Annotated in this window: 18 protein-coding genes; all 18 read right to left on the bottom strand. The window is 69.7% G+C overall.

The annotated features are described in order from the left end of the window. Positions 1 to 7: 7 nt before the first annotated feature. Genes CA833_RS11100 through CA833_RS11015 form a run of 18 tightly spaced genes read right to left on the bottom strand, consistent with a single transcriptional unit; the run spans position 8 to position 19,477 of the window. Positions 8 to 1,114 (bottom strand): nucleoside hydrolase, encoded by a 1,107-nt coding sequence (locus CA833_RS11100; RefSeq protein WP_207078063.1) that lies wholly within the window; start codon positions 1,112 to 1,114, stop codon positions 8 to 10. Then, positions 1,114 to 2,130 (bottom strand): adenosine deaminase, encoded by a 1,017-nt coding sequence (locus CA833_RS11095; RefSeq protein ID WP_207078062.1) that lies wholly within the window; start codon positions 2,128 to 2,130, stop codon positions 1,114 to 1,116. The genes CA833_RS11100 and CA833_RS11095 overlap by 1 nt, the downstream gene beginning before the upstream one ends. Next, positions 2,127 to 3,413, bottom strand: coding sequence for a guanine deaminase (gene guaD, locus CA833_RS11090; protein WP_207078061.1), 1,287 nt, complete (start codon positions 3,411 to 3,413; stop codon positions 2,127 to 2,129). Before guaD ends, CA833_RS11095 begins: the two co-directional genes overlap by 4 nt. Beyond that, positions 3,410 to 4,330 (bottom strand): xanthine dehydrogenase accessory protein XdhC, encoded by a 921-nt coding sequence (gene xdhC / locus CA833_RS11085; protein ID WP_207078060.1) that lies wholly within the window; start codon positions 4,328 to 4,330, stop codon positions 3,410 to 3,412. Before xdhC ends, guaD begins: the two co-directional genes overlap by 4 nt. After that, positions 4,327 to 6,636 (bottom strand): xanthine dehydrogenase molybdopterin binding subunit, encoded by a 2,310-nt coding sequence (gene xdhB, locus CA833_RS11080; RefSeq protein ID WP_207078059.1) that lies wholly within the window; start codon positions 6,634 to 6,636, stop codon positions 4,327 to 4,329. Before xdhB ends, xdhC begins: the two co-directional genes overlap by 4 nt. Continuing rightward, complete coding sequence (gene xdhA, locus CA833_RS11075) at positions 6,629 to 8,062, bottom strand: xanthine dehydrogenase small subunit (protein WP_207078058.1); 1,434 nt, start codon at positions 8,060 to 8,062, stop codon at positions 6,629 to 6,631. Before xdhA ends, xdhB begins: the two co-directional genes overlap by 8 nt. Position 8,063: 1 nt before the next feature. Then, positions 8,064 to 8,405 (bottom strand): hydroxyisourate hydrolase, encoded by a 342-nt coding sequence (uraH, locus tag CA833_RS11070; protein WP_207078057.1) that lies wholly within the window; start codon positions 8,403 to 8,405, stop codon positions 8,064 to 8,066. Next, on the bottom strand, positions 8,402 to 9,832 hold the full coding sequence (locus CA833_RS11065; RefSeq protein ID WP_207078056.1) for an FAD-dependent oxidoreductase: 1,431 nt from the start codon (positions 9,830 to 9,832) through the stop codon (positions 8,402 to 8,404). The genes uraH and CA833_RS11065 overlap by 4 nt, the downstream gene beginning before the upstream one ends. Then, positions 9,829 to 10,269, bottom strand: coding sequence for a 2-oxo-4-hydroxy-4-carboxy-5-ureidoimidazoline decarboxylase (gene uraD, locus CA833_RS11060; RefSeq protein ID WP_207078055.1), 441 nt, complete (start codon positions 10,267 to 10,269; stop codon positions 9,829 to 9,831). Before uraD ends, CA833_RS11065 begins: the two co-directional genes overlap by 4 nt. Then, entirely contained in the window at positions 10,269 to 10,649 is a 381-nt protein-coding gene (hpxZ, locus tag CA833_RS11055; protein WP_142635321.1) for an oxalurate catabolism protein HpxZ, read from the bottom strand. The genes uraD and hpxZ overlap by 1 nt, the downstream gene beginning before the upstream one ends. Next, positions 10,646 to 11,527 (bottom strand): allantoinase PuuE, encoded by an 882-nt coding sequence (puuE, locus tag CA833_RS11050; protein ID WP_207078054.1) that lies wholly within the window; start codon positions 11,525 to 11,527, stop codon positions 10,646 to 10,648. The genes hpxZ and puuE overlap by 4 nt, the downstream gene beginning before the upstream one ends. Further along, positions 11,524 to 12,705 carry an alanine--glyoxylate aminotransferase family protein gene (locus CA833_RS11045; RefSeq protein ID WP_185928774.1) on the bottom strand — a complete coding sequence of 394 codons (1,182 nt, stop codon included), beginning with the start codon at positions 12,703 to 12,705 and terminating at the stop codon, positions 11,524 to 11,526. The genes puuE and CA833_RS11045 overlap by 4 nt, the downstream gene beginning before the upstream one ends. A gap of 43 nt (positions 12,706 to 12,748) precedes the next feature. Beyond that, the gene (locus CA833_RS11040; RefSeq protein WP_207078053.1) at positions 12,749 to 14,044 is read right to left on the bottom strand and encodes an allantoate amidohydrolase; all 1,296 of its coding nucleotides are present in this window, start codon (positions 14,042 to 14,044) and stop codon (positions 12,749 to 12,751) included. Then, a complete protein-coding gene (locus CA833_RS11035; protein WP_207078052.1) occupies positions 14,038 to 15,633 on the bottom strand; it encodes a gamma-glutamyltransferase family protein in 1,596 nt (531 codons plus the stop codon). Before CA833_RS11035 ends, CA833_RS11040 begins: the two co-directional genes overlap by 7 nt. 4 nt (positions 15,634 to 15,637) lie before the next feature. Continuing rightward, positions 15,638 to 16,579 carry a 5'-methylthioadenosine/S-adenosylhomocysteine nucleosidase gene (locus CA833_RS11030; RefSeq protein ID WP_207078051.1) on the bottom strand — a complete coding sequence of 314 codons (942 nt, stop codon included), beginning with the start codon at positions 16,577 to 16,579 and terminating at the stop codon, positions 15,638 to 15,640. Continuing rightward, complete coding sequence (locus CA833_RS11025; RefSeq protein WP_207080058.1) at positions 16,579 to 17,937, bottom strand: NCS2 family permease; 1,359 nt, start codon at positions 17,935 to 17,937, stop codon at positions 16,579 to 16,581. The genes CA833_RS11030 and CA833_RS11025 overlap by 1 nt, the downstream gene beginning before the upstream one ends. A gap of 23 nt (positions 17,938 to 17,960) precedes the next feature. Then, positions 17,961 to 19,313: an AtzE family amidohydrolase gene (locus tag CA833_RS11020; RefSeq protein WP_207078050.1), complete on the bottom strand. Its 1,353-nt coding sequence runs from the start codon at positions 19,311 to 19,313 to the stop codon at positions 17,961 to 17,963. Beyond that, the gene (locus CA833_RS11015) at positions 19,310 to 19,477 is read right to left on the bottom strand and encodes an AtzG-like protein (protein WP_142637865.1); all 168 of its coding nucleotides are present in this window, start codon (positions 19,475 to 19,477) and stop codon (positions 19,310 to 19,312) included. The genes CA833_RS11020 and CA833_RS11015 overlap by 4 nt, the downstream gene beginning before the upstream one ends. Positions 19,478 to 19,522: the final 45 nt, after the last annotated feature.

The following is a 19,522-nucleotide window of genomic DNA, read 5'->3' as shown; positions in this document are numbered from 1 at the left end:
CGGCTGCCTATTTCCGGCTATTCGCCATCAGCCGCACCATCAGCGCATCGAGCCGGGCGGCATCGATCTTGCGCACGACCCGCGCCTTGCGCTCGCCCAGACCCGGCTGATAGCCCTCGCGCCAGCTCAGCATGTCGCCGTAGCCCGCGCCGAACTGCGAGTTGAAGTCGACGTAGAGGTCTTCCGCCTCGCTCACCATGCCGGGATCGAGCAGCACGCCCGCGGCGATCTCGTCCCACATCGGGAAGCCCGGCTCCATGCGGGCAATGAACGTGCCGAGTTCGGGCGCGGCGGCGGCGCTCATCGCCTTGACCAGTTCGGGGGTCAGCTGCGTCCCCGTCGAGGGGTCGGCGGGGATCACGGTGATCTTGCGCCAGGGACTGCGCGAGACGATGCTGGCCGCCTCGGGATCGAAGCGGGCGTTGAATTCGCGGCGCGGCGAATTGGCATATTCGCGCGCGAACTGCGCGGCCGAGACGTTGTCGAGCTGCTGCTGCGGATTGAGGCTGCCGCCCATGTAGACCAGTTCCCCCGCCAGCGAGGCAAACGCGGGGTCCAGCCGCTGTGCCAGCGCAAGGTTGGTGAGCGGCCCGCAGGCGACGATGGTGATCTGCCCGGGATACTTGTGGACCATGCGGATCAGGAAGTTCGCCGCGATCTCGCTCGAGGCCTTCAGCTTCGCATTGCCCCAGGGCAGGTCCACCGGGTCGTCGGGGCCATGATAGGCAGGCGTCGACTGCCTGGTCGGCTCGACCCACTGCTTCATCCACGCGCCCTTCCACGTCAGCTTGCCGTAGAGCGCCTCCCAGCGCTCGGTCAGCACTTCGGAATTGAGCAAGGGATAGGTCGCGCCCTCGGCCACCGGCACGTCGGGGCGGCGGGCGATCTCCAGCCCGCGCAGGGCCATGGCGGTGGCGCGCTTGGCCCAGGTATTGCCGGAGACGGTGGTGATGCCCACGACATCGACCTTGTCGCTCTCCAGCAGCATCAGGTGCATCAGCGCGAAGCCCTCGTCATCGATGATGACTTTCTTCTTCGGCTCCTGCGCATGGGCCGCGATGGGCACCGCCAGCGCCAGCAGTGCCGTCAGGACCGCGCGAAACAGCGTCGCCATCAGCCGTGCTCCGCCATGAAGGCGTCGATGCGGGCAAGCTGCGCCGCCACCGCCGCCTGCGGCAGGAACGAGCCGGTGAAACTGTTGCGCGCCAGCCTCGCCAGCGCCGCGCGGTCCAGCCCGCGCGCCTTGGCAACGGCGCGGTAATTGTCCGCCACGTAGCCGCCGAAATAGGCCGGATCGTCGGAATTGATCGTGGCCTTGAGGCCGTGGGCCAGCATCGCGTCGATCGGGTGATCGGCCAGATCGTCGACCACGCAGAGCTTGTGATTGGACAGCGGGCAGACCGTCAGCGTCATGCCCTCGCGCGCCAGCCGTTCGACCAGCGCGGGGTCTTCGAGCGCGCGGTTGCCGTGATCGATGCGGTCGACCCCCAGCACGTCGAGCGCCTGGTGGACATAGTCGGGCGGGCCTTCCTCGCCGGCATGGGCGGTGATTTTCAGCCCCTTTTCGCGCGCGGCGGCAAAGACGCGGGCGAACTTCTCGGGCGGATGACCAAGCTCGGAGGAATCGAGCCCGACCGCCGCGATCCGGTCCAGCCAGGGCTCCGCCTCGGCCAGCGTGGCGAAAGCCGCCTCCTCGGAAAGATGGCGCAGGAACGAGAGGATCAGGCTGCTGGTGATCCCGTATTCCGCCTCGGCCGCCGCCATCGCCGCAAGCAGGCCCTCGATCACTTCGGCAAAGGCGACGCCGCGGTCGGTATGGGTCTGCGGATCGAACATGATCTCGGCATGGACCACCCCGTCCGCCGCCGCGCGCGCGAAGTAGGCCGCCGCAAGGTCCTGGAAATCCTGCCGCGTGAGCAGCACTTGCGCGCCCGCATAGTAGATGTCGAGGAAGTCCTGCAGGTTCGAGAAATCGTAGGCCGCGCGCACCTCTTCGACGCTGGTGAAGGGGATCGACACGCCGTTGCGCGCCGCCAGCGCAAACATCAGCTCGGGCTCGAGGCTGCCTTCGATGTGGAGGTGAAGCTCGGCCTTGGGCAGGCCGGCGATAAAGGTGTCGAGGTCGGTCATGTCTTGTCCCTGTTCCAGGCGCAGTCGCCCAGCAGATAAGTGCGCTGCACGGCGCGGTCGTCGCCCAGCACCTGCAACGCGAAGAGCCGCTGCGCAAGGTCCGCGCCCTGCGTGCGGCGCGCCAGCAGCGGCGTAGCCTGTGGATCGAGCACCACAAAATCGGCCTCCTGCCCCACCGCGAGGCTGCCGACGCGGTCTCCTATGTGCAGCAGCGCGGCGCTGCCCGCCGTCGCCAGCCAGAGCGCGCGGAAGGGATCGAGCCGCTCGCCCTTCATCAGCGCCGCCTGATAGGCGATGCCCTGGGTGTGCAGCAGCGAGAACGTCGTCCCCGCGCCGACGTCGGTGCCGAGGCCGAGGCGCAGGCCGTGCCGGTCGGCCTGCCCGAAATCGAAGAAACCCGAGCCGAGGAACAAGTTGGAACTGGGGCATACGGCGATCCCCGCCCCGCTCTCGTGCAGGCGGTGGCAGGCGCGGTCCGAGAGGTGAATGCCATGCGCAAAGACCGAGCGCGCGGTGACGAGGCCGAACCGGTCGTAAGCGTCCAGATAGTCCGCCGCCGCGGTGAAGCGCGCCTCCACTTCGGCGCATTCACGCCGGTTTTCGGCCAGGTGGGTGTGCATCAGCACATCCGGATGCTCGGCCAGCAGGGCCCCGGCGTCGGCCAGCTGGGCATCGGACGAGGTGAGCGCGAAACGCGGCGTCACCGCATAACCCAGCCGCCCGCGCCCCCGCCAGCGGCGGATCAGCGCCTCGCTCTCCGCCCGGCCCGAGGCGGCGGTGTCGCGCAGCCCCTCCGGCCCGATGTCCATCAGGACCTTGCCGGAAATGATACGCATCCGCCGCTCCAGCGCGGCTTCGAACAGGGCATCGACGGACTGTTCGTGCACGGTCGGGAACACCAGCGCGCTGGTGGTGCCGTTCCGCAGCAGTTCGTCGAGGAAAAAGGCCGCCACGCCCTCGGCATGGGCCCTGCCCGCAAAGGCCTGTTCGGCCGGGAAGATGTGCCGCTCCAGCCAGTCGAGCAGCTGCTCGCCGTGCGCGGCGATGCGGTCGGTCTGCGGGTAGTGGATGTGCGCATCGATGAAGCCCGGCACGATCAGGCCTGGCAATGCCTCGACCGGGACATCGCCGTAACGCGGCGCCAGATCGGCATGGGGCCCGCGCGCGATGACGATGCCGTCCTCGACCACGAGCAGGGCATCGGTATCGTGGCGCACGGCTTGCGGGTCGGTGCGCGGATCGCCGGACACGGACAGCACTTCGCCGCGAAAGGCGCGGATCATCGGGTACTCCTCAATTGCAGCAGCTGCGCGATCACGGCGATGGCGATCACGTCGGGTTCCTTGCCCGTCACCCCCGGCAAGCCGATCGGCGCGGTAAGGCGGGCGATCGCCGCCTCGTCCAGGCCATCGGCCCTCAGCCGCGACTCGAAGCGGGCGATCTTGGTGGACGAACCGATCAGCCCGACAAACGCCAGCGGCGGACGCGAGAGCGCGGCCAGCGTCAGGTGATAGTCGAGCGGATGGTCGTGGGTGAGAATGGCGACGGCGGCATCCTCGGGCGCTTCGGCGATGCAGTGGGCGATCGTGTCCTCGGCCATGACGGTAACGCCGTCGATCCGCGCCTGCTCGGGCCGGGTGTCGAACCAGGCGAGCTGCAGCGGCAGGCCCGTCAGGTGCCGCGCGATCGCCTGCCCGACATGGCCCGCGCCGAACAGGTAGAACGGGCGCGGCCGCTCGCCCACCGGCTCGGCGATGCGGGCGCCGATGCCCGGACGCTCGCCGCGCGCGGACTGATGGGTCGCGGTCTCGCGCACGAACACCGCGCGCTGCACCGCGCCTTGCGCCAGCGTCGTCACCAGCATGCGCCCCGGCTCGGCATCGTGCAGCCAGTCCAGCGCGGCGGGATCGAGATGCTCGATCAGCAGCCGCACCCGGCCGCCGCAGCACTGGCCGAGCAAGGGGCCGAGCGGATAGTCCTGCACCCGCCAGCTCCCCGGCGGCAGCGCCAGGATCGCGCGCGCCTGCTCGGCGGCGCGGAATTCGAGCTGCCCGCCGCCGATCGTGCCCTGCTGCCCGCCCTGCGTCACCAGCATGCGCGTGCCGCCGCCGCGCGGCGCCGACCCCTCGGTGGCAAGCACCGAGATGAGGGCGCAAGGCTCCTGCGGCAGCCTGCGCAGCCAACCGGTCCACTGCGTCATCGCGCGGCCAGCTCCCGGATCGCGGCCAGCACCCGCTCGGGCGTTGCCGGGGCGCCAAGCTCGGGCATCGTCCGCTTGCCCGGCGCGGTGGCGGCAACCGCGCGGTTGAGGGCCGAGAACACCGAGATCGCCAGCATGAACGGCGGCTCGCCCACCGCCTTGGAGCGGTTGATCGTCGGCTCCACGTTCTCGCCGTCCCACAGGCTGACGGTGAAATGGCGCGCGCGGTCGGACGCGGTCGGGATCTTGTAGGTCGCCGGGCTATGGGTGAGCAGGCGGCCCTTGCCGTCGAACACCAGGTCCTCGGTGGTCAGCCAGCCCTGCCCCTGCAGGAAACCGCCCTCGATCTGCCCCTTGTCGACCGCCGCGTTGAGCGAGCGGCCGACGTCGTGCAGGATGTCCACCGCCAGCACCTTGTGCTCGCCGGTCAGGCTGTCGATGGCGACTTCGGACACCGCCGCGCCGTAGGCGAAGTAGTAGAACGGCCGCCCCCGGTGCGCGGCGCGGTCGTATGCGATGCCGGGCGTGGCGTAGAAGCCGGTGGAGGAAAGCGAGACGCGGCCCATGTGCGCCTTGCGGGCGACTTCGGCGAACGTCAGCCGTTCCTCGCCCACCAGCACGCCTTCGCTGGAAAACACCACCTCGTGCGCGGCGCAGCCGTGGATGCGGGCAAGGAATGCGGTCAGCCGGTCGCGGATGGTCCTGGCCGCGTTGTAGGCCGCCATGCCGTTGAGATCGGAGCCGGAACTGGCCGCCGTGGCCGACGTATTGGGCACCTTGTCGGTCCGCGTCGAGGTGATGCGCACCTGCGCAAGCGGCACCGCGAACACGTCCGCCACCACTTGCGCGACCTTGACGTAGAGCCCCTGCCCCATCTCGGTGCCGCCGTGGTTCACCTGGATCGAGCCGTCGGCATAGACGTGCACCAGCGCGCCGGCCTGGTTGAGATGGGTGGTGGTGAAGCTGATGCCGAACTTCACCGGGGTCAGGGCAATGCCCTTCTTGATGACCGGGCTGGCGGCGTTGAAGGCGTCGACGGCGCGCGCGCGGGCGTCGTAATCCGCATCGCGGCGCAACTGCGCGATCAGCTCCGGCGCGATGTTGTCGGCCACGGTCATGCCGTAAGGCGTCACCGCGCGCCCCGGGCCGTAGAGGTTGGCGCAGCGCACATCGAGCGGGTCCAGCCCCAGCGCCAGCGCGACGTGATCGATGATCCGCTCGATCGCCAGCATGCCCTGCGGCCCGCCGAAGCCGCGAAACGCGGTGGCCGAGACGGTGTTGGTCTTCAGCCGCTCCGAGACGATCTCGACATCGGGCAGGAAATAGCAATTGTCGGCATGGAACATCGCGCGGTCGTTGATCGCGGGCGAGAGGTCCTCGCTCGCCCCGCAGCGCGAGGCGAGGTGGAGCGAGAGCGCGAGGATCTGCCCGGCATCGTCGAAACCGGCCTCATAGGCGACCTCGAACTCGTGGCGCTTGCCGGTCAGCACCATGTCGTCGTCACGGTCGGCGCGGAACTTGGCGGCGCGGCCGGTCTTCACCGCCACCAGCGCGGCGGCGGCGGCAAAGCTGGTGGCCTGGGTTTCCTTGCCGCCGAAGCCGCCGCCCATGCGCCGCACCTCCACCGTGACATCGGCGGACGAGACCCCCAGCAGATGCGCGACAAGGTGCTGCACCTCGCTCGGATGCTGGGTGGAGCACAGCACATGGACCTGCCCGTCCTCGCCCGGCGTCGCCACCGAGACATGGCCTTCGAGATAGAAATGGTCCTGCCCGCCCATCGCGAACCGGCCCGCGATGCGGTGCGGCGCGGCCTCGAGCGCGGCGCCGGCATCGCCGCGCGCCATGCGCTGGGTCGCCTCGATCCGGCTACCCGCCGCGCGCGCCTCGGCGATGGTGACGACGGCGGGCTGGGTCTCGTAGACCACCTTGCCGAGCCGCGCGGCCTTGCGGGCCGCGCGCTGGCTGGTCGCCGCGACGAGGAACAGCGGCTGGCCCGGGAACAGGACTTCGCCGTCCGCCAGCAGGCCCTCGTCATGGCGGACCGGGCCGACGTTGTTGTCGCCGGGAATGTCGGCGGCGGTATAGACGGCAACAACGCCCTCCGCCGCGCGCACGGCGGAAAGGTCCATCGCGGCGATCCGCGCGCGCGTCTCGCCCGCCTGCCCGAAGGCAAGGTGGAGCATGTCCGCAGGCTCGGGCGCATCGTCGGCATAGCGGGCCTGGCCGGTGACGTGGAGGTGCGCGGAATCGTGGGGGTTTTCGGGCCGTGCCCGGGCCTGCCAGGCAGGATCGCGCTCAGCCATGGCCGGCCTCCAGATCGAGCACCGACACGCAAGCGCCCTGCTCGCGCAGCCACAGCCGCCGGAACAGGTTGGCAGCGGCATCCAGCCGGTAGGCGGCGGAACCGCGCACGTCGCTGAGCGGGGTGAAATCGCCGCGCAGCGCCTCGGCGGCGGCGTCCAGCGTGGCCTCGCTGAACGGCTGCCCGACCAGCGCCGCCTCGCAGGCCCCGGCGCGGCGAGGTGTTGCCGCCATGCCGCCGAAGGCCACGCGCGCCGCGGTTATCCGGTCGCCGGTCACCGTCAAATGGATCGCCCCGCAGACCGCCGAAATGTCGCTGTCGAACCGGCGCGACAGCTTGGCGATATGGATCACCGCGTCCGGGCCGGGGCGCGCAATACGCACGGATTCGACAAACTCGCCCGCGCGGCGGTCCTGCTTGCCGTACTCCAGGAAATAGGCCTCGAGCGGGATCGTCCGCCGCCCCGCCAGCGAGCGCAGGGTCAGCTCGGCGCCCAGCGCGATCAGCGCCGGCGGACCGTCGCCGATGGGCGAGCCGTTGGCGATATTGCCGCCCACGGTCCCGGCGCTGCGCACCTGAAGCCCGCCGATCCGGCGCACCAGTTCGCCCAGATCGGGATGCAGCCGGGCCATCGCCGCATGCGCCTCGGCATAACGCACGGTAGCGCCGAGCGTCAGCGCCTCGGCGCTCTCCGCGATCGTGCCGAGGTCCGCCACGTCGGCGAGGAAAATCACCTCGCCAAGATCGCGCAGCCCCTTGGTGACCCAGAGGCCGACATCGGTTGCCCCGGCCACCAGCCGCGCTTCTGGATGATCGGCCAGCAAGCGCGCGAGTTCGTCGCTGCTGCGCGGCGCGAACCATTTGCGCCCGCGCCATTCGCCGCTGGCGCCCTCCCCCGCGATATCATGCAGACGCGCAGCCAATTCGCGTTCGTCCGCAGCCGCTGTTTCAATCGTCTCGATCATCTCACCTGCCGCGAGGATCGGGCCATAGCCGGTGCAGCGGCACAGATTGCCCGCCAGCACGTCGGCCACGGGCAGCTCGCAGCCCAGCGCGCCGCGCGCCTTGCCGTGCAGCGACATGACAAAACCCGGCGTGCAGAACCCGCATTGCGACGACCCGTTGGCCGCCATGCAGGCCTGTACCGGGTCCAGCGTGCCGCAGCGCGACAGGCTCTCCACGGTCTTCAATGCCTTGCCGTGGAGCATCGGCAGGAACTGGATGCAGGCGTTGACCGCGCGCCAGAGCACGGTGTCCGCCCGCGCCTCGCCCACCAGCACGGTGCAGGCCCCGCAGTCGCCCTCGGCGCAGCCTTCCTTGGTGCCGGTGCGGCGCAGGCGGTAGCGCAAGTGGTCGAGCAGGGTGGCGGCGGGGTCGACCTCGCCGAGTTCCACCACCTCCCCGTCGAGAAGGAAGCGCACGGCCATGTCAGCTGCCCCGGTAGGTCGAATAGCCGAAGGGCGAGACCAGCAGCGGCACGTGGTAATGGCCGTCCGCATCAGCAATGCCGAAATGGATCGGCACCCGGTCGATGAACGGCGGCTGCGGCAGTTCGGTGCCCTTTGCCCGGAAGTAGTCGGCCACGGCAAAGGTCAGGGCATAAGTCCCCGGCGCGAGCGCGGGAAGGCCGGGGCAGCGACCATCGGCATTGGTGGTGCCGGTGAACAGCACCGTGCCGGCAGCGTCGGCCAGTTCGAGCGCCACGCCCGCGGCCGGGCAGCCGTGGGCGGTGTCGAGGACGTGGGTGGACAGGGTGGAAAGGCTGCTCATGCGGCACCCGCCCTGGGCCAGGCGCCGAGGAACTCATGCTCGTCGTAAGCCATGAAATCGCGCACCAGTTCGTCACGGTCGTCGAGGAAAAGCTGGTCGGCCACGCCCCGCAGCAGGCGCGGCAGGGCATTGTGCAGCCCCGACAGCGCCGAGGCCGAAAGCCCCAGGCTCACCAAGGCCGAATAGTTGAACGCAAACAGCCCGTGCAGCGGTGCGCCGTCGGCGCCGGGCCGCGGCAGGAACTCGAACGCCTCGCCGAGATAGGGATGCGCATCGATCAGCATGTTGCGCGGACCGGCGGGCGTCACCCGCTCGCCCCAGCGCAGGATCGAGTCCGCGACCGCGCCCAGTTCGGGACGCAGGCCGGGATCGCTGACGAGGCCGGTGGAGATCACCACGAAGTCGAACTCGTGGAACCCCTGCGGCGAGGTCACCCTGACCCGCCCTTCGTGCTCGGCCACGTCGAGCCAGGGCGCGCCGAGGTGCAGATGGAAACCCGGCCATGCCGCCGCACGCTCGAACGTGTCGTTGGTCGGCGGCTGGTTGTGGCCGAGGAAACAGTCCATCGCCGCATATTTGGTGACGTCGTCGAGCGCGGGGTAACGCGCGGTAAAGCCCACCCGCTCCATGAAACGGATCGGGTTGACGCGCGGCAGCTGCTTGCGGCGGATGAAGACTTCGGCCGCCGCGACGCCCTGCGACAGCGCGTGCTGGGCATTGTCGAAGGCCGAGGCACCGCCGCCGAGGATGCCGATGCGCCTGCCGTGGAGCGCACCGAAGTCGATCGGCTCGCTGGTATGGGCCCAGAGCGCCTTGGGCAGGTTGTCGCGCACCATCGCGGGCGTGTGCCACTCGCCGCCGCCCTGGATGCCGGTGGCGAGCACCACCTTGCGGGCATGTTCCACCAAGCCGCCGGCGAAGTGCAGACGGTGCAGGCCCTGCTGCGGCAGCGGTTCGATCCGCGTGAGCTTCGCGCCGTTCTCGACCGGCAGGTCCAGCACCGCGCGATACCAGCGCAGATAGTCCATCCAGTCGCCGCGCGCGATCTTGTCCACCGCCTCCCAACCGGCAGCGCCGTGCTGCGCCTCCCACCAGGCGCGGTAGGTGAGCGAGGGAATGCCGAAATCGATGGGATTGAGATGCTTGGGCGTGCGCAGCGTCACCATGCGCGCATAAGTCTCCCAGGGGCCTTCGAACCCGGCCGCGTTCTCGTCGAAGACCATGACGTTCGCCACGCCCTCGCGGCGCAGGCCGAAGGCGGTGGAAAGCCCGCACTGGCCGCCGCCGATCACGGCCACGTCGAGCACGCGCTCGCCTTCATACTCACGCGGGCGCACCCATTCCGGGCGGACAAAACCGATCAGATCGAGCTCGCGCGCAAGCTGCGCCTCGAGCGCGGGCAGGCCAATGGCGCCGGTGGAAGTCATGCCATGTCCTCAAGCCGCAGGCGAACGATCTCGCCGATCTGCTCCAGCGCCGTGGCCACTTCCGCATCGCGCCCGTTTTCGAGCCGACGTTCCATGGCCGCCAGAATACCCGCCTTGTCGGTCAGGCGCACGCAGATGATGAAGGGGAAGCCAAAACGGTCGCGATAGGCGGCGTTCAGCGCGTGGAAGCGTTCGTATTCGTGAGGCGTCAGCCGGTCGAGCCCGGCGCTGGCCTGCTCGGCGGCGCTGGCCTCGGTCAGCGTCCGGTCGATCGCCGCCTTGCCGGCGAGTTCCGGGTGCGCGCGGATCAGCGCCAGCTGCTCCTCGCCGCTTGCCTCGTGCAGCACCGCCAGCAGGTCGGCGAGCCGGTCCCCCGAGGAGGGCCGCGCATCGGCGCGTTCCTCAACCCAGGGGCTATGCTCGAAGAGCGCCGTCATTAATGGGTGTTCCCTTCAAGGCTGACGTGGGCGGAGACCACTTTCCAGCCATCGGCGAACTTGACCCAGCTCTGCGTCTGGCGGCCGCGCCGCTCGCTGTTCTCGCGGAAGAACTCGGCATCGGCGGTGGCGAAGCGGTCGCCATAGACCGTGATCGCGACGCGGCCGAGCTTGCGCTGCGGGGAACCGCCGCGGCCCTTGCGGAATTCGCGGATCTCCTCGATGCCGTAAAGCACTTCGCCCACGCCGTAGCGGTTGGTGGTCGGCGCATCGTGGAACAGCGCGTCCATCGCCGGAATATCGTCCTCCATCAACGCGCGCTCGTATTCCTGGAAAGCTGCGGTCACTTCGGCGAGAAGGTCGGGATCGTCGATAGTCATGCGGGGTGGACCTCCATCCAGTGGCGGGCGATGTCGATGCGGCGGGCGATCCAGGCGTCACCACGGGCGGTGACGTGGTCGAGGAAACGGGCAAGCGCGCGGGCGCGGCCGGGCTTGCCGGCGATGCGGCCATGGAGGCCCACACTCATCATCCGTCCGCCTTCCTCGCAGAGCTGGTCGAACGTATCGCGCATGTGGCGAAAGAACTGCTCGCCCTCGGTAAAACCGTTGAGCGCGACGATCTTCATGTCGTTGACGTCGAGCGTATAGGGCACGATCAGCTGCGGTCTTCCGTGGCGGCGGTCCCAGTAGGGCAGGTCGTCGGCATAGCTGTCGGCATCGTAGAGGAAGCCCCCCTCCTCGGCGACCAGCCGCGCCGTATTGGGCGAGGTGCGCCCCTGATACCAGCCGAGCGGGCGGCTGCCGGTGAGGCTTTCGTGGAGCGCGATGGCCTCGGCGATATGGGCGCGTTCGACCTCCTCGGAAACGTACTGGTAGTCGATCCAGCGCAGCCCGTGGCTGGCGATCTCCCAGTCGGCCTCCCGCATGGCGGCGACCGCTTCGGGGTTCATTGCCATGGCCTTGGCCACGCCGAACACCGTCACCGGCAGGCCCCGCTCGGTAAAGATCCGGTGGAGCCGCCAGAACCCGGCGCGGCTGCCGTATTCGTAGAGGCTTTCCATCGCCATCGCCCGGCCCGCATGGCTGGCGGCGCCGACCATCTCGCTGAGGAAGGCCTCGGAGCGCTCGTCGCCGTTGAGGACGGAGTTTTCGGCGCCTTCCTCATAGTTGATGACAAACTGCACTGCCACGCGCGCCCCGTTCGGCCACTGCGGATCGGGCGGGGTGCGGCCATAACCGACAAGATCGCGGGTCATTCGCCCCAGGCCTCCAGCGCCGCCGGGACCGCATCGCCGAGCGGCAGCGCGAAGCCCTCCATCCGCAGGCACGCTTCCAGCGCCGCCAGCGTCAGCAGCACCTTGTGCTTCATGGCGTTGTAGCCCATCGCGCCGATCCGCCAGATCCGCCCCTGGAGCGGGCCGAAGGCGGTGCCGATCTCGATCTCGAACTGCTCGCGCATGGCCTTGCGCACCGCCTCGCCGTCGACGCCCCCCGGGATGAAGACGCCGGTGACATTGGTCATGCGGTGGGCATCGTCGCCAAAGACCGTGAGGCCCATGGCGCGCAGGCCCGCCGCCATCGCCCGGCCCGCGGCGGCATGGCGGGCGTAACGCGCCTCCAGCCCTTCGCCCAGCGCGATCCGCGCGCATTCGCGCGCGGCATAGAGCATCGAGGTCGCCTCGGTATGGTGGTTGAGGCGCTTGTCCGACCAGTAGTCCATGACCATCGCGAGGTCGAAATAGTTGGAGCGGATGCGCGGCCCCTGCCCGTCGACGATGTCGTCGCGGCGGATGCCCTGCTCGACATGGCGGCGGCGGCCGATGTGCTCGGCCGCCTGGTCCGAGATGGTGATCGGCGCCGAGCCGGACGGCCCGCCGAGGCACTTCTGCAAGCCGCCGGTGACGACGTCGACGCCCCAGCGGTCCGCCGCCAGTTCCATGCCGCCGATCGTCGCGGTGGCATCGACATAGCTGAGCGCGCCGGCCTCACGGCAAAGCTCTCCGAAGCCGTCGAGCGGCTGCGCCATGGTGGTGGAGGTATCGCCATGGATGGTGGCGACGATCTTGGGGTGGCAGCGGGCAATCGCCTCGGCCACGCGTTCCAGCGGCACGACCTCGCCCCAGGGCGCGTCGACCGTCTCGATCACCGCGCCGATGCGGGTGAGGATCTCGGTCAGCAGCAGGCCGAAGCGGCCGAAGTTGACCACCAGCACGACGTCGCCCGGCGCCACCATCGAGACCAGCGCCGCCTCGATGCCCGCGCGCGCGGTGCCGTCGACCAGCATGGTCCACTGGTTCCGCGTGCCGAAGATCGGGCGGTAGAGCGCCATGACCTGGTTCATGTAGCCGGTCATTTCCGGGTCGAACTGGCCCAGCAGGTCCGCGCTCATCGCCCGCAGCACGCGGGGGTGCGCATTGATCGGGCCGGGGCCCATGAGCAGGCGCTGGGGCGGGTCGATCTCGCCGAACAGCAGCGGATCAAGGTCGGTCGGCACGGCGGTCTCCCAGTTTGTCGATAAAGCCCAGCATGACCCGCAGCGCCGCCTCGGCATCGGCGGGTTCGACATGCTCGGCGGGGTTGTGACTGACGCCGTCCCGGCAGCGGATGAACAGCATCGCGGTGGGGCAGAGCGCGGCCATCACCATGGCATCGTGCCCGGCGCCCGAGACGAGACGGCGCAGCGGCTGACCGGCCCCGGCCATGGCAGCGTCCATCAGGTCCATCAGCGCGGCGTCGCAAGGGCTGGCGGGCAAGTCGTGGACCAGCGCCAGATCGAGCACGAGGCCGCGCCTCGAGGCGACCTGCTCCAGCCGCGCGAGGATGGCCTGCGCCGCACGGTCGCGCCGCCCCGCATCGCCCGAGCGCACGTCGATGGTGAAGCGCACCTCGCCGGGGATCACGTTGGCGGCGCCCGGCAGGACCTCCAGCTTGCCGACGGTGGCGACGAGGTCCGATGCGGCCTCACGCGCGATCTCCTCGATGGCGAGCACCATTTCCGCGCTCCCCGCCAGCGCATCGCGGCGCAGCGGCATCGAGCTTGTGCCCGCGTGCCCGGCCATGCCGCGCACCGTGGCGGCATAGCGCAATTGCGCGGCGATGCCGGTGACGGTGCCGAGCGCGAGGCCTTCCGCCTCCAGCACCGGGCCCTGCTCGATATGGGCCTCGAGATAGGCGACGATGTCTTCCGGCGCGCGGCGGGCGCTGCGGTAGGCCTGCACCGAGAGGCGGTCGGTCGGCGTATTGGCCGTCACCACGTCGTAGTCGGTCCTGAACGAGGCGAGCGCCACGTCCAGCGAGACCCCTTGCGCATCGGCGATCCGGTCAAGATCGGCATCGAGCGTTCCGGCCACCGCGCGGCTGGTCAGCATGGCGGCGGGAAACCGCGAGCCTTCCTCGTCCCCGAACCCGTAGACCTCGATGGCAAACGGCAGGCGGCGGCCCTGCTCGTGCAGCGCGGCAACGCATTCGATGCCAAGCATGACGCCGAGCGGGCCATCGTAGCAGCCGCCGTCGCGCACCGAATCGAGGTGGCTGCCGATCACCAGCGCCGGTGCGCCGGGCACGGTGCCTTCGTAGCGGCCCCGCAGATTGGCGGCAGGATCAAGGTCGACCCGCATGCCCGCCTCGACCATCCAGGCCCCGACCAGATCGACGGCGGCGTGGTAGGCGGGGCTGAGATAACCGCGATAGAGCCCCTGTTCGGTCTCACTGTAAGGCCCGGCGCCCAGCACCTGGCAGCGGGTGACGGCGCGCAGGCCGCTGGCCTCTACCATGCCGCGACGCCGCCATCGCTGCGCGGGTCGGTGGCACCCTCGAACGAACCGTCGGGCAGACGCACCAAGGCGCCGGCATGGCCCATCATCGCCGTCAGCGCTCCCACCCGCTCGACATCGTGCCCGGCGTCTGCCAGCGCCGCGTAGAGGGCCTCGTCGAACCCGTCCTCCAGCTTGAGCGAGGTGGTAACCTCGCCCCAGGTCCGCCCGAGCAGCCAGCGCGGCGCCGAGATCGCCGCCTGCAGGTCCACGCCGAAGCGCGCATAGCGGCTGAACAGCGCCGCCTGCGTCTGCGGCTGCCCCTCGCCGCCCATGGTGCCATAGGCCATGACCCGGCCGTCCTGGAACACCGCCAGCGCCGGATTGAGCGTGTGGAACGGCTTTCGCCCCGGTTTCAGCGCGTTCCAGCCCGTCTCGGCGAGGCGGAACGAGCTGCCCCGGTTCTGCCAGACGATCCCGGTCTGCGGCAGCACGAGGCCCGAGCCGAACTCGAAATAGGTCGACTGGATCGAGGAGACCACGCGCCCCTCCCCGTCCGCCGCGCCGAACCAGCAGGTATCGCCCCACTGCGGCGGCTGCGGCCAGGCCAGCGCCTTGGCCGGATCGATCCGCGCCGCCAGTTCATCGAGCGCTGCCGCATCGTCGAGCAGGCCCTGAAAATCGTAGTCCGTATAAGCCGGATCGCCGACATGCCCATCGCGCAGCAGGAAGGCCTGCTTGGTCGCCTCCACCAGCGCGTGGACATGCGCAAAGCTGTCCGGCGTATCGGCAGAGAGCCGGTCGAACAGCGCCAGGATCACCAGCGAGGCAAAGCCCTGCGTCGGCGGCGCGCTGTTGTAGAGCCTTGCGCCCCGGATCGGCACCGAAAGCGGCTCTGGCCGCGTGGCCCGGTGCGCGGCAAGGTCCGCCGCGGAAACCGGGCTGCCGAGCGCGGCAAGGTCGTCGGCGATCAGGGCCGCAAGCTCGCCGCGATAGAAACTGTCCAGCCCGTCGCTTGCCAGCTTGCGCAAGGTCCCGGCGAGCGCCGGATTGCGCAGCACATCGCCCTCGGCGAGCGGGCGCCCTTCCGGTTCGAACACCGCAGCATAAGCCCCCGGTGCCGCGCGCAGTTCGTCGCCCTTGGCCAAAGCGATGGCCGCGCCGCCTGCGGTAACGGGAACGCCGTCCTCCGCAAACCGGATCGCATCGCGCAGCAGCCGTGCGAGCGGCAACGTGCCGCCTGCGCTCTCCAGCGCCGCCGCCCAGCCCGAGATCGTGCCCGCCACGGTATTGGCCGCCAGCGGCCCGCGCGTCGGCACCGCGTCCAGCCCGGCGTAGAGCGACAGGTCCGCGCTGGCCGCCGCGCCGCCGCAGCCGTGGACCGAATGGACCCGTTCGCCACCCTCTTTGGCCGGCTCCCGGATCACCCAGAACCCGTCGCCGCCGATCGCGGTCATGTGCGGATAGACCACCGCCAGCGTCGCGGCGACGGCAACGGTCGCCTCCACGGCATTGCCGCCGTCCATCAGCACCGAGCGCCCGGCCTCGGCGGCAAGGTGGTGCGGGGCGGTGACGATGCCGTTACGGCCGGTGACGGTGGTGAGGGTCATCGTCTCAGTCCGGCAGCGCGGTCAGGAACGCACGCACGACATGCGCGGAATTGACCGAGGCGAGGTGTTCGAAGGTATCCTCCATGTTCTTTTCGCGGTCACCGCCGGCAAGGTCCGACAGGCTGCGGAAAACGATGGTCGGCACCTGGTTGGCATAGGCGACTTGCGCCACCGCCGCGCTTTCCATGTCGAGCACGCGGGCCTTCCAGGCGGCATGGAGGTATTCGCGGAACTTCGCATTGTCGGCAAAGACCCCGGCGCTGACCCCGGTGCCGCCGACAACGACCTTGGGATCGTGCGGCAGGCACAGCTCGGACCCGGCCCGCTGGGTGGCCGCGGCGGCCACGCAGCGCTCCATCTTCACGGTCGGCGCCACCTTGCGGGCGAGGTCCAGCAGCTGCGGGTCCATCGCGAAGGTGAACATGTGCTGCGTCCCTTGCGCGGCATTGCTGACGCGGACCGGGCGCGGATACATGAATTCCCAGTTGCCCGGCGCGCCCGTGGTCACTTTCTCGGGCGGCAGCCAGCCGCCGTCGGTCTGGCGCGCAAAGGAGACTTCGAGGTACTGGCCCCAGTTCTCCGCCACGATCACGTCGCCGATCGACAGCCCCGGATCAACGCCCCCGGCGATGCCCGAAAAGACGATGCGCTTCACCGCGAACCGGTCGATCACCAGCTGCGTGTTCATCGCCGCGTTGACCATCGACACGCCGCTCTGCATCAGCAGCACGGGTTTGCCCTCCAGCACGCCGGTCATGTAGGTCATGCCGTTGAGCTGGTAGGCGGTGGGCTGCTGCACCGCGTGGACAAGCGCGTTCCATTCGGGCTCGTACGCCGTCATCACCAGCGTGCGCGGGACGGTATCGAGCTTGTCGGCGGCGCGCGCCGAGGCGGACAGGGTGGCCGAAAGCGCAAGGGCCCCGGCAAGTACAGTCATGGCGCGCATCAGGCGGCTCCCATCCAGACGAAGCGGGCGACAAACAGCAGGGCCAGCACCAGCAGGAACCAGTCCTTCTTGACGACCGTGCCGCGCACGATCTTGAGAATGGCGTGGGCGGTGATGCCGAAGGCGAGGCCATTGGCGATCGAGAAGGTCAGCGGGATCATCGCCACCGTCAGGAACGCGGGGATCGCCGCCAGCGGGTCTTCCCACTTCACTTCGGTCAGCGGCAGCAGCATCAAGCCGCCGACGATGATGAGTGCAGGCGCGGTCGCCGCCAGCGGGATCAGCTGGGCATAGGGCGCCACGAACATGGTGGCGAGGAACAGCACGCCGGTGACCACGGCGGTAAGCCCGGTACGCCCGCCCGCCTGCACGCCCGCCGCGCTCTCGACATAGCTGGTGACGGTGCTGGTGCCCGCCATCGAGCCGACGATGGTGGCGGTGGCATCGGTGATGAGGATGCGGTTGAGGCGCGGAATGCGGCCTTCGCCGTCCATCAGCCCGGCGCGCTTGGTGACGGCGACGAGCGTGCCGATATTGTCGAACAGGTCGACAAACAGGAACACGAAGAGGATTTCCAGCAGGCCGAGGCCATGGCTGCCCGACAGGCCGAACACGCCGGCAAGGTCGAGCTTGAAGGCGGTGCCGGTCAGCGCGTCGAGCGAATAGGGCTCGGGGCTCATCGACACCATGCCGCAGAGCCAGCCGACCACGGTGGTCGCCAGAATGCCGATCAGCATCGCCCCGCGCACGTTCCACACGCTGAGCGCGCCGATCAGGACGAGGCCGAACAGCGCCAGCGCGGCGCCGGGGGCCTTGAGGTCACCCAGCGCCACGAAAGTCGCCGGATTGGCGACAACGATGCCCGCGTCCTTGAAACCGATAAAACCGATGAACAGGCCGATGCCGCCCGCCACTGCCGCAAACAGGTACTGCGGGATCGAGGCGACGATCAGCTGGCGCACACCGGTGAGCGTCAGGAACAGGAACGCCACGCCCGAGACGAACACGCAACCCAGCGCCACCGGCCAGGGCACGCCCATCTGCTGCACCACGGTGAAGCTGAAATAGGCGTTGAGCCCCATGCCCGGCGCCAGCGCCAGCGGGGTATTGGCAACAAGGCCCATCAGGATCGAGGCAAAGGCGGCGGCAAAGCAGGTGGCGGCGGCGACCGAGGCCACCGGCATTCCGGCGGTGCCCAGGATCGCCGGATTGACCAGCACGATATAGGCCATGGTCAGGAAGGTGGTGACCCCCGCCAGCACTTCGGTGCGGGCATTGGTGCCGCGTTCGCTGAGAGTGAACCAGCGCTCGAGGCGCCCGGTCGGCGTGCCCGGCGGTCCTGCCGGCGGTGCCTCCATGGTGGTTGTCGTATCCGTCACGCTTATGCCCCTGATTGCGACCCGGTTGTCGTTCCGGGTGGTAGTGTCACGCCCGCCACGCCCGCGGCTTCCAGCCGCGCCGCCAGTTTCAGCAGCGCCGGCTCCCCCTTGGGCGCACCGATGAGCTGGAGTCCCAGCGGCAGGCGCCCGGGACGGTACAACGGAACCGCCAGCGAGGGCAGTCCGGTGAAGCTGATTGGCTGGGTATGAATGCCAAGGTCGGCCCGCGCCGGGCTCAGCGCGCCATCGACCTCGATACGCGGATCGGCGATGAGCGGCGCCGCGCAGGGCGTCGCCGGAGCCAGCAGCACGTCGAACTGGGCCATCAATGCGTAGACCTCGGCCCGGAAGGAATCCCGGAAACGCACCGCCTCCTCATAGAGTGCCCGGGGCAGCAGAGCACCTGCGAGGAGACGGTCCCGCGTTGCGGGATCGAAAGCCATAGCCGAAACGGACAGGGCCTTGCGATGGAGGTTGCCGCCCTCGAAGGCGGTGATCACGAAAGCGGCCGAACGGGCGCGGGCAATATCGGGCAGTTCGACCAGCGGCGCATCGGCGGCAAGCGCATCGATGGCGGCCAGCTGGTCGGGATCGGCATTCTCGCGGAACCGCCCGCCAAGGCGGCCGATCCGCAGCGGAGCCTCGCCCGCCGTAGCATCGCGGCCGGAGAGCACCTGCCACACCAGCGCCATGTCGGCGGCGGTGCGGGTGAACGGCCCGGTATCGTCGAAACTCTCGGCAAACGGGAACACGCCGTCCAGCGGCAGGTCGCCGTGGCTGGGCTTGAGGCCGTAGATGCCGGTCAGGCTCGCCGGCACGCGAACCGAGCCGTTGGTGTCCGATCCCAGCGAGAAAGGGAGCAGCCCGGCAGCGACAACCGCCGCCGAGCCGCCCGAGGAGCCGCCTGCAAGACGGGAGGGATCGTGAGGATTCCGGGTCGTGCCATGGCGCGCGTTGATGGTCGCGAAACCGTAGGCGAATTCGTCCATGTTGAGGGTGGCGACCAGCACCGCGCCTGCCGCCTTGAGGCGGGCGATGGCTCCGGCATCGGCGGCGGCGGGCGGCGCGTCGGCGTAGAGGGTGGAACCGGCGGTGGTCGGCAATCCGGCGACGTCGAACAGGTCCTTGACGCCGTAGGGCACGCCGGCCAGCGGCCCCGGGTCCTTGCCCGCCGCCACCAAGGCATCGACCGCCGCCGCTTCGGCGCGCGCGCGTTCGGGCAGCAGGCGCGTGATCGCCACCAGCGGATCGTCCAAGGGCTGCGGCAGCGCGGCCAGCGTTTGTTCGACCACCTCACCCGCAGTGATCCGCCCGCTGCGCACGGCAGCGGCGATTTCGAGAGCGGTTACCGTCACTTGACGCTGCCGGACTCAGGGCCGCTCAGGGTTTCGGCATGGCGCGCCAGCAGCGCGAGATTGGCGGCCACCCCCTCCAGGCATTCGGGCGGGATCGTCAGCCCGCGCGCCGCGGCGGCGGCCACGATTTCGGCGGTGGAACGGGGAATCCGGTCAGATGGCATGGCAGTCACGTCGCGCGAACCTCCTCAGCAGCCGCAATCGGCAGG

The sequence above is a fragment of the Novosphingobium sp. KA1 genome (genome assembly GCF_017309955.1).
In the GTDB taxonomy this organism is placed as follows: Bacteria; Pseudomonadota; Alphaproteobacteria; order Sphingomonadales; family Sphingomonadaceae; genus Novosphingobium.
The sequence above is the reverse complement of the archived record's forward strand: the minus strand, read 5'-3'. Positions and strand labels throughout refer to the sequence as shown.

What these genes read in the sequence shown, in the direction of transcription:
- CA833_RS11100 (WP_207078063.1), bottom strand. Translation starts at nt 1,114, where the DNA reads ATGGCGACGCTGTTTCGCGCGGTCCTGACGGCACTGCTGGCGCTGGCG.
- CA833_RS11095 (WP_207078062.1), bottom strand. Translation starts at nt 2,130, where the DNA reads ATGACCGACCTCGACACCTTTATCGCCGGCCTGCCCAAGGCCGAGCTT.
- guaD (WP_207078061.1), bottom strand. Translation starts at nt 3,413, where the DNA reads ATGATCCGCGCCTTTCGCGGCGAAGTGCTGTCCGTGTCCGGCGATCCG.
- xdhC (WP_207078060.1), bottom strand. Translation starts at nt 4,330, where the DNA reads ATGACGCAGTGGACCGGTTGGCTGCGCAGGCTGCCGCAGGAGCCTTGC.
- xdhB (WP_207078059.1), bottom strand. Translation starts at nt 6,636, where the DNA reads ATGGCTGAGCGCGATCCTGCCTGGCAGGCCCGGGCACGGCCCGAAAAC.
- xdhA (WP_207078058.1), bottom strand. Translation starts at nt 8,062, where the DNA reads ATGGCCGTGCGCTTCCTTCTCGACGGGGAGGTGGTGGAACTCGGCGAG.
- uraH (WP_207078057.1), bottom strand. Translation starts at nt 8,405, where the DNA reads ATGAGCAGCCTTTCCACCCTGTCCACCCACGTCCTCGACACCGCCCAC.
- CA833_RS11065 (WP_207078056.1), bottom strand. Translation starts at nt 9,832, where the DNA reads ATGACTTCCACCGGCGCCATTGGCCTGCCCGCGCTCGAGGCGCAGCTT.
- uraD (WP_207078055.1), bottom strand. Translation starts at nt 10,269, where the DNA reads ATGACGGCGCTCTTCGAGCATAGCCCCTGGGTTGAGGAACGCGCCGAT.
- hpxZ (WP_142635321.1), bottom strand. Translation starts at nt 10,649, where the DNA reads ATGACTATCGACGATCCCGACCTTCTCGCCGAAGTGACCGCAGCTTTC.
- puuE (WP_207078054.1), bottom strand. Translation starts at nt 11,527, where the DNA reads ATGACCCGCGATCTTGTCGGTTATGGCCGCACCCCGCCCGATCCGCAG.
- CA833_RS11045 (WP_185928774.1), bottom strand. Translation starts at nt 12,705, where the DNA reads ATGGGCCCCGGCCCGATCAATGCGCACCCCCGCGTGCTGCGGGCGATG.
- CA833_RS11040 (WP_207078053.1), bottom strand. Translation starts at nt 14,044, where the DNA reads ATGGTAGAGGCCAGCGGCCTGCGCGCCGTCACCCGCTGCCAGGTGCTG.
- CA833_RS11035 (WP_207078052.1), bottom strand. Translation starts at nt 15,633, where the DNA reads ATGACCCTCACCACCGTCACCGGCCGTAACGGCATCGTCACCGCCCCG.
- CA833_RS11030 (WP_207078051.1), bottom strand. Translation starts at nt 16,579, where the DNA reads ATGCGCGCCATGACTGTACTTGCCGGGGCCCTTGCGCTTTCGGCCACC.
- CA833_RS11025 (WP_207080058.1), bottom strand. Translation starts at nt 17,937, where the DNA reads ATGGAGGCACCGCCGGCAGGACCGCCGGGCACGCCGACCGGGCGCCTC.
- CA833_RS11015 (WP_142637865.1), bottom strand. Translation starts at nt 19,477, where the DNA reads ATGCCATCTGACCGGATTCCCCGTTCCACCGCCGAAATCGTGGCCGCC.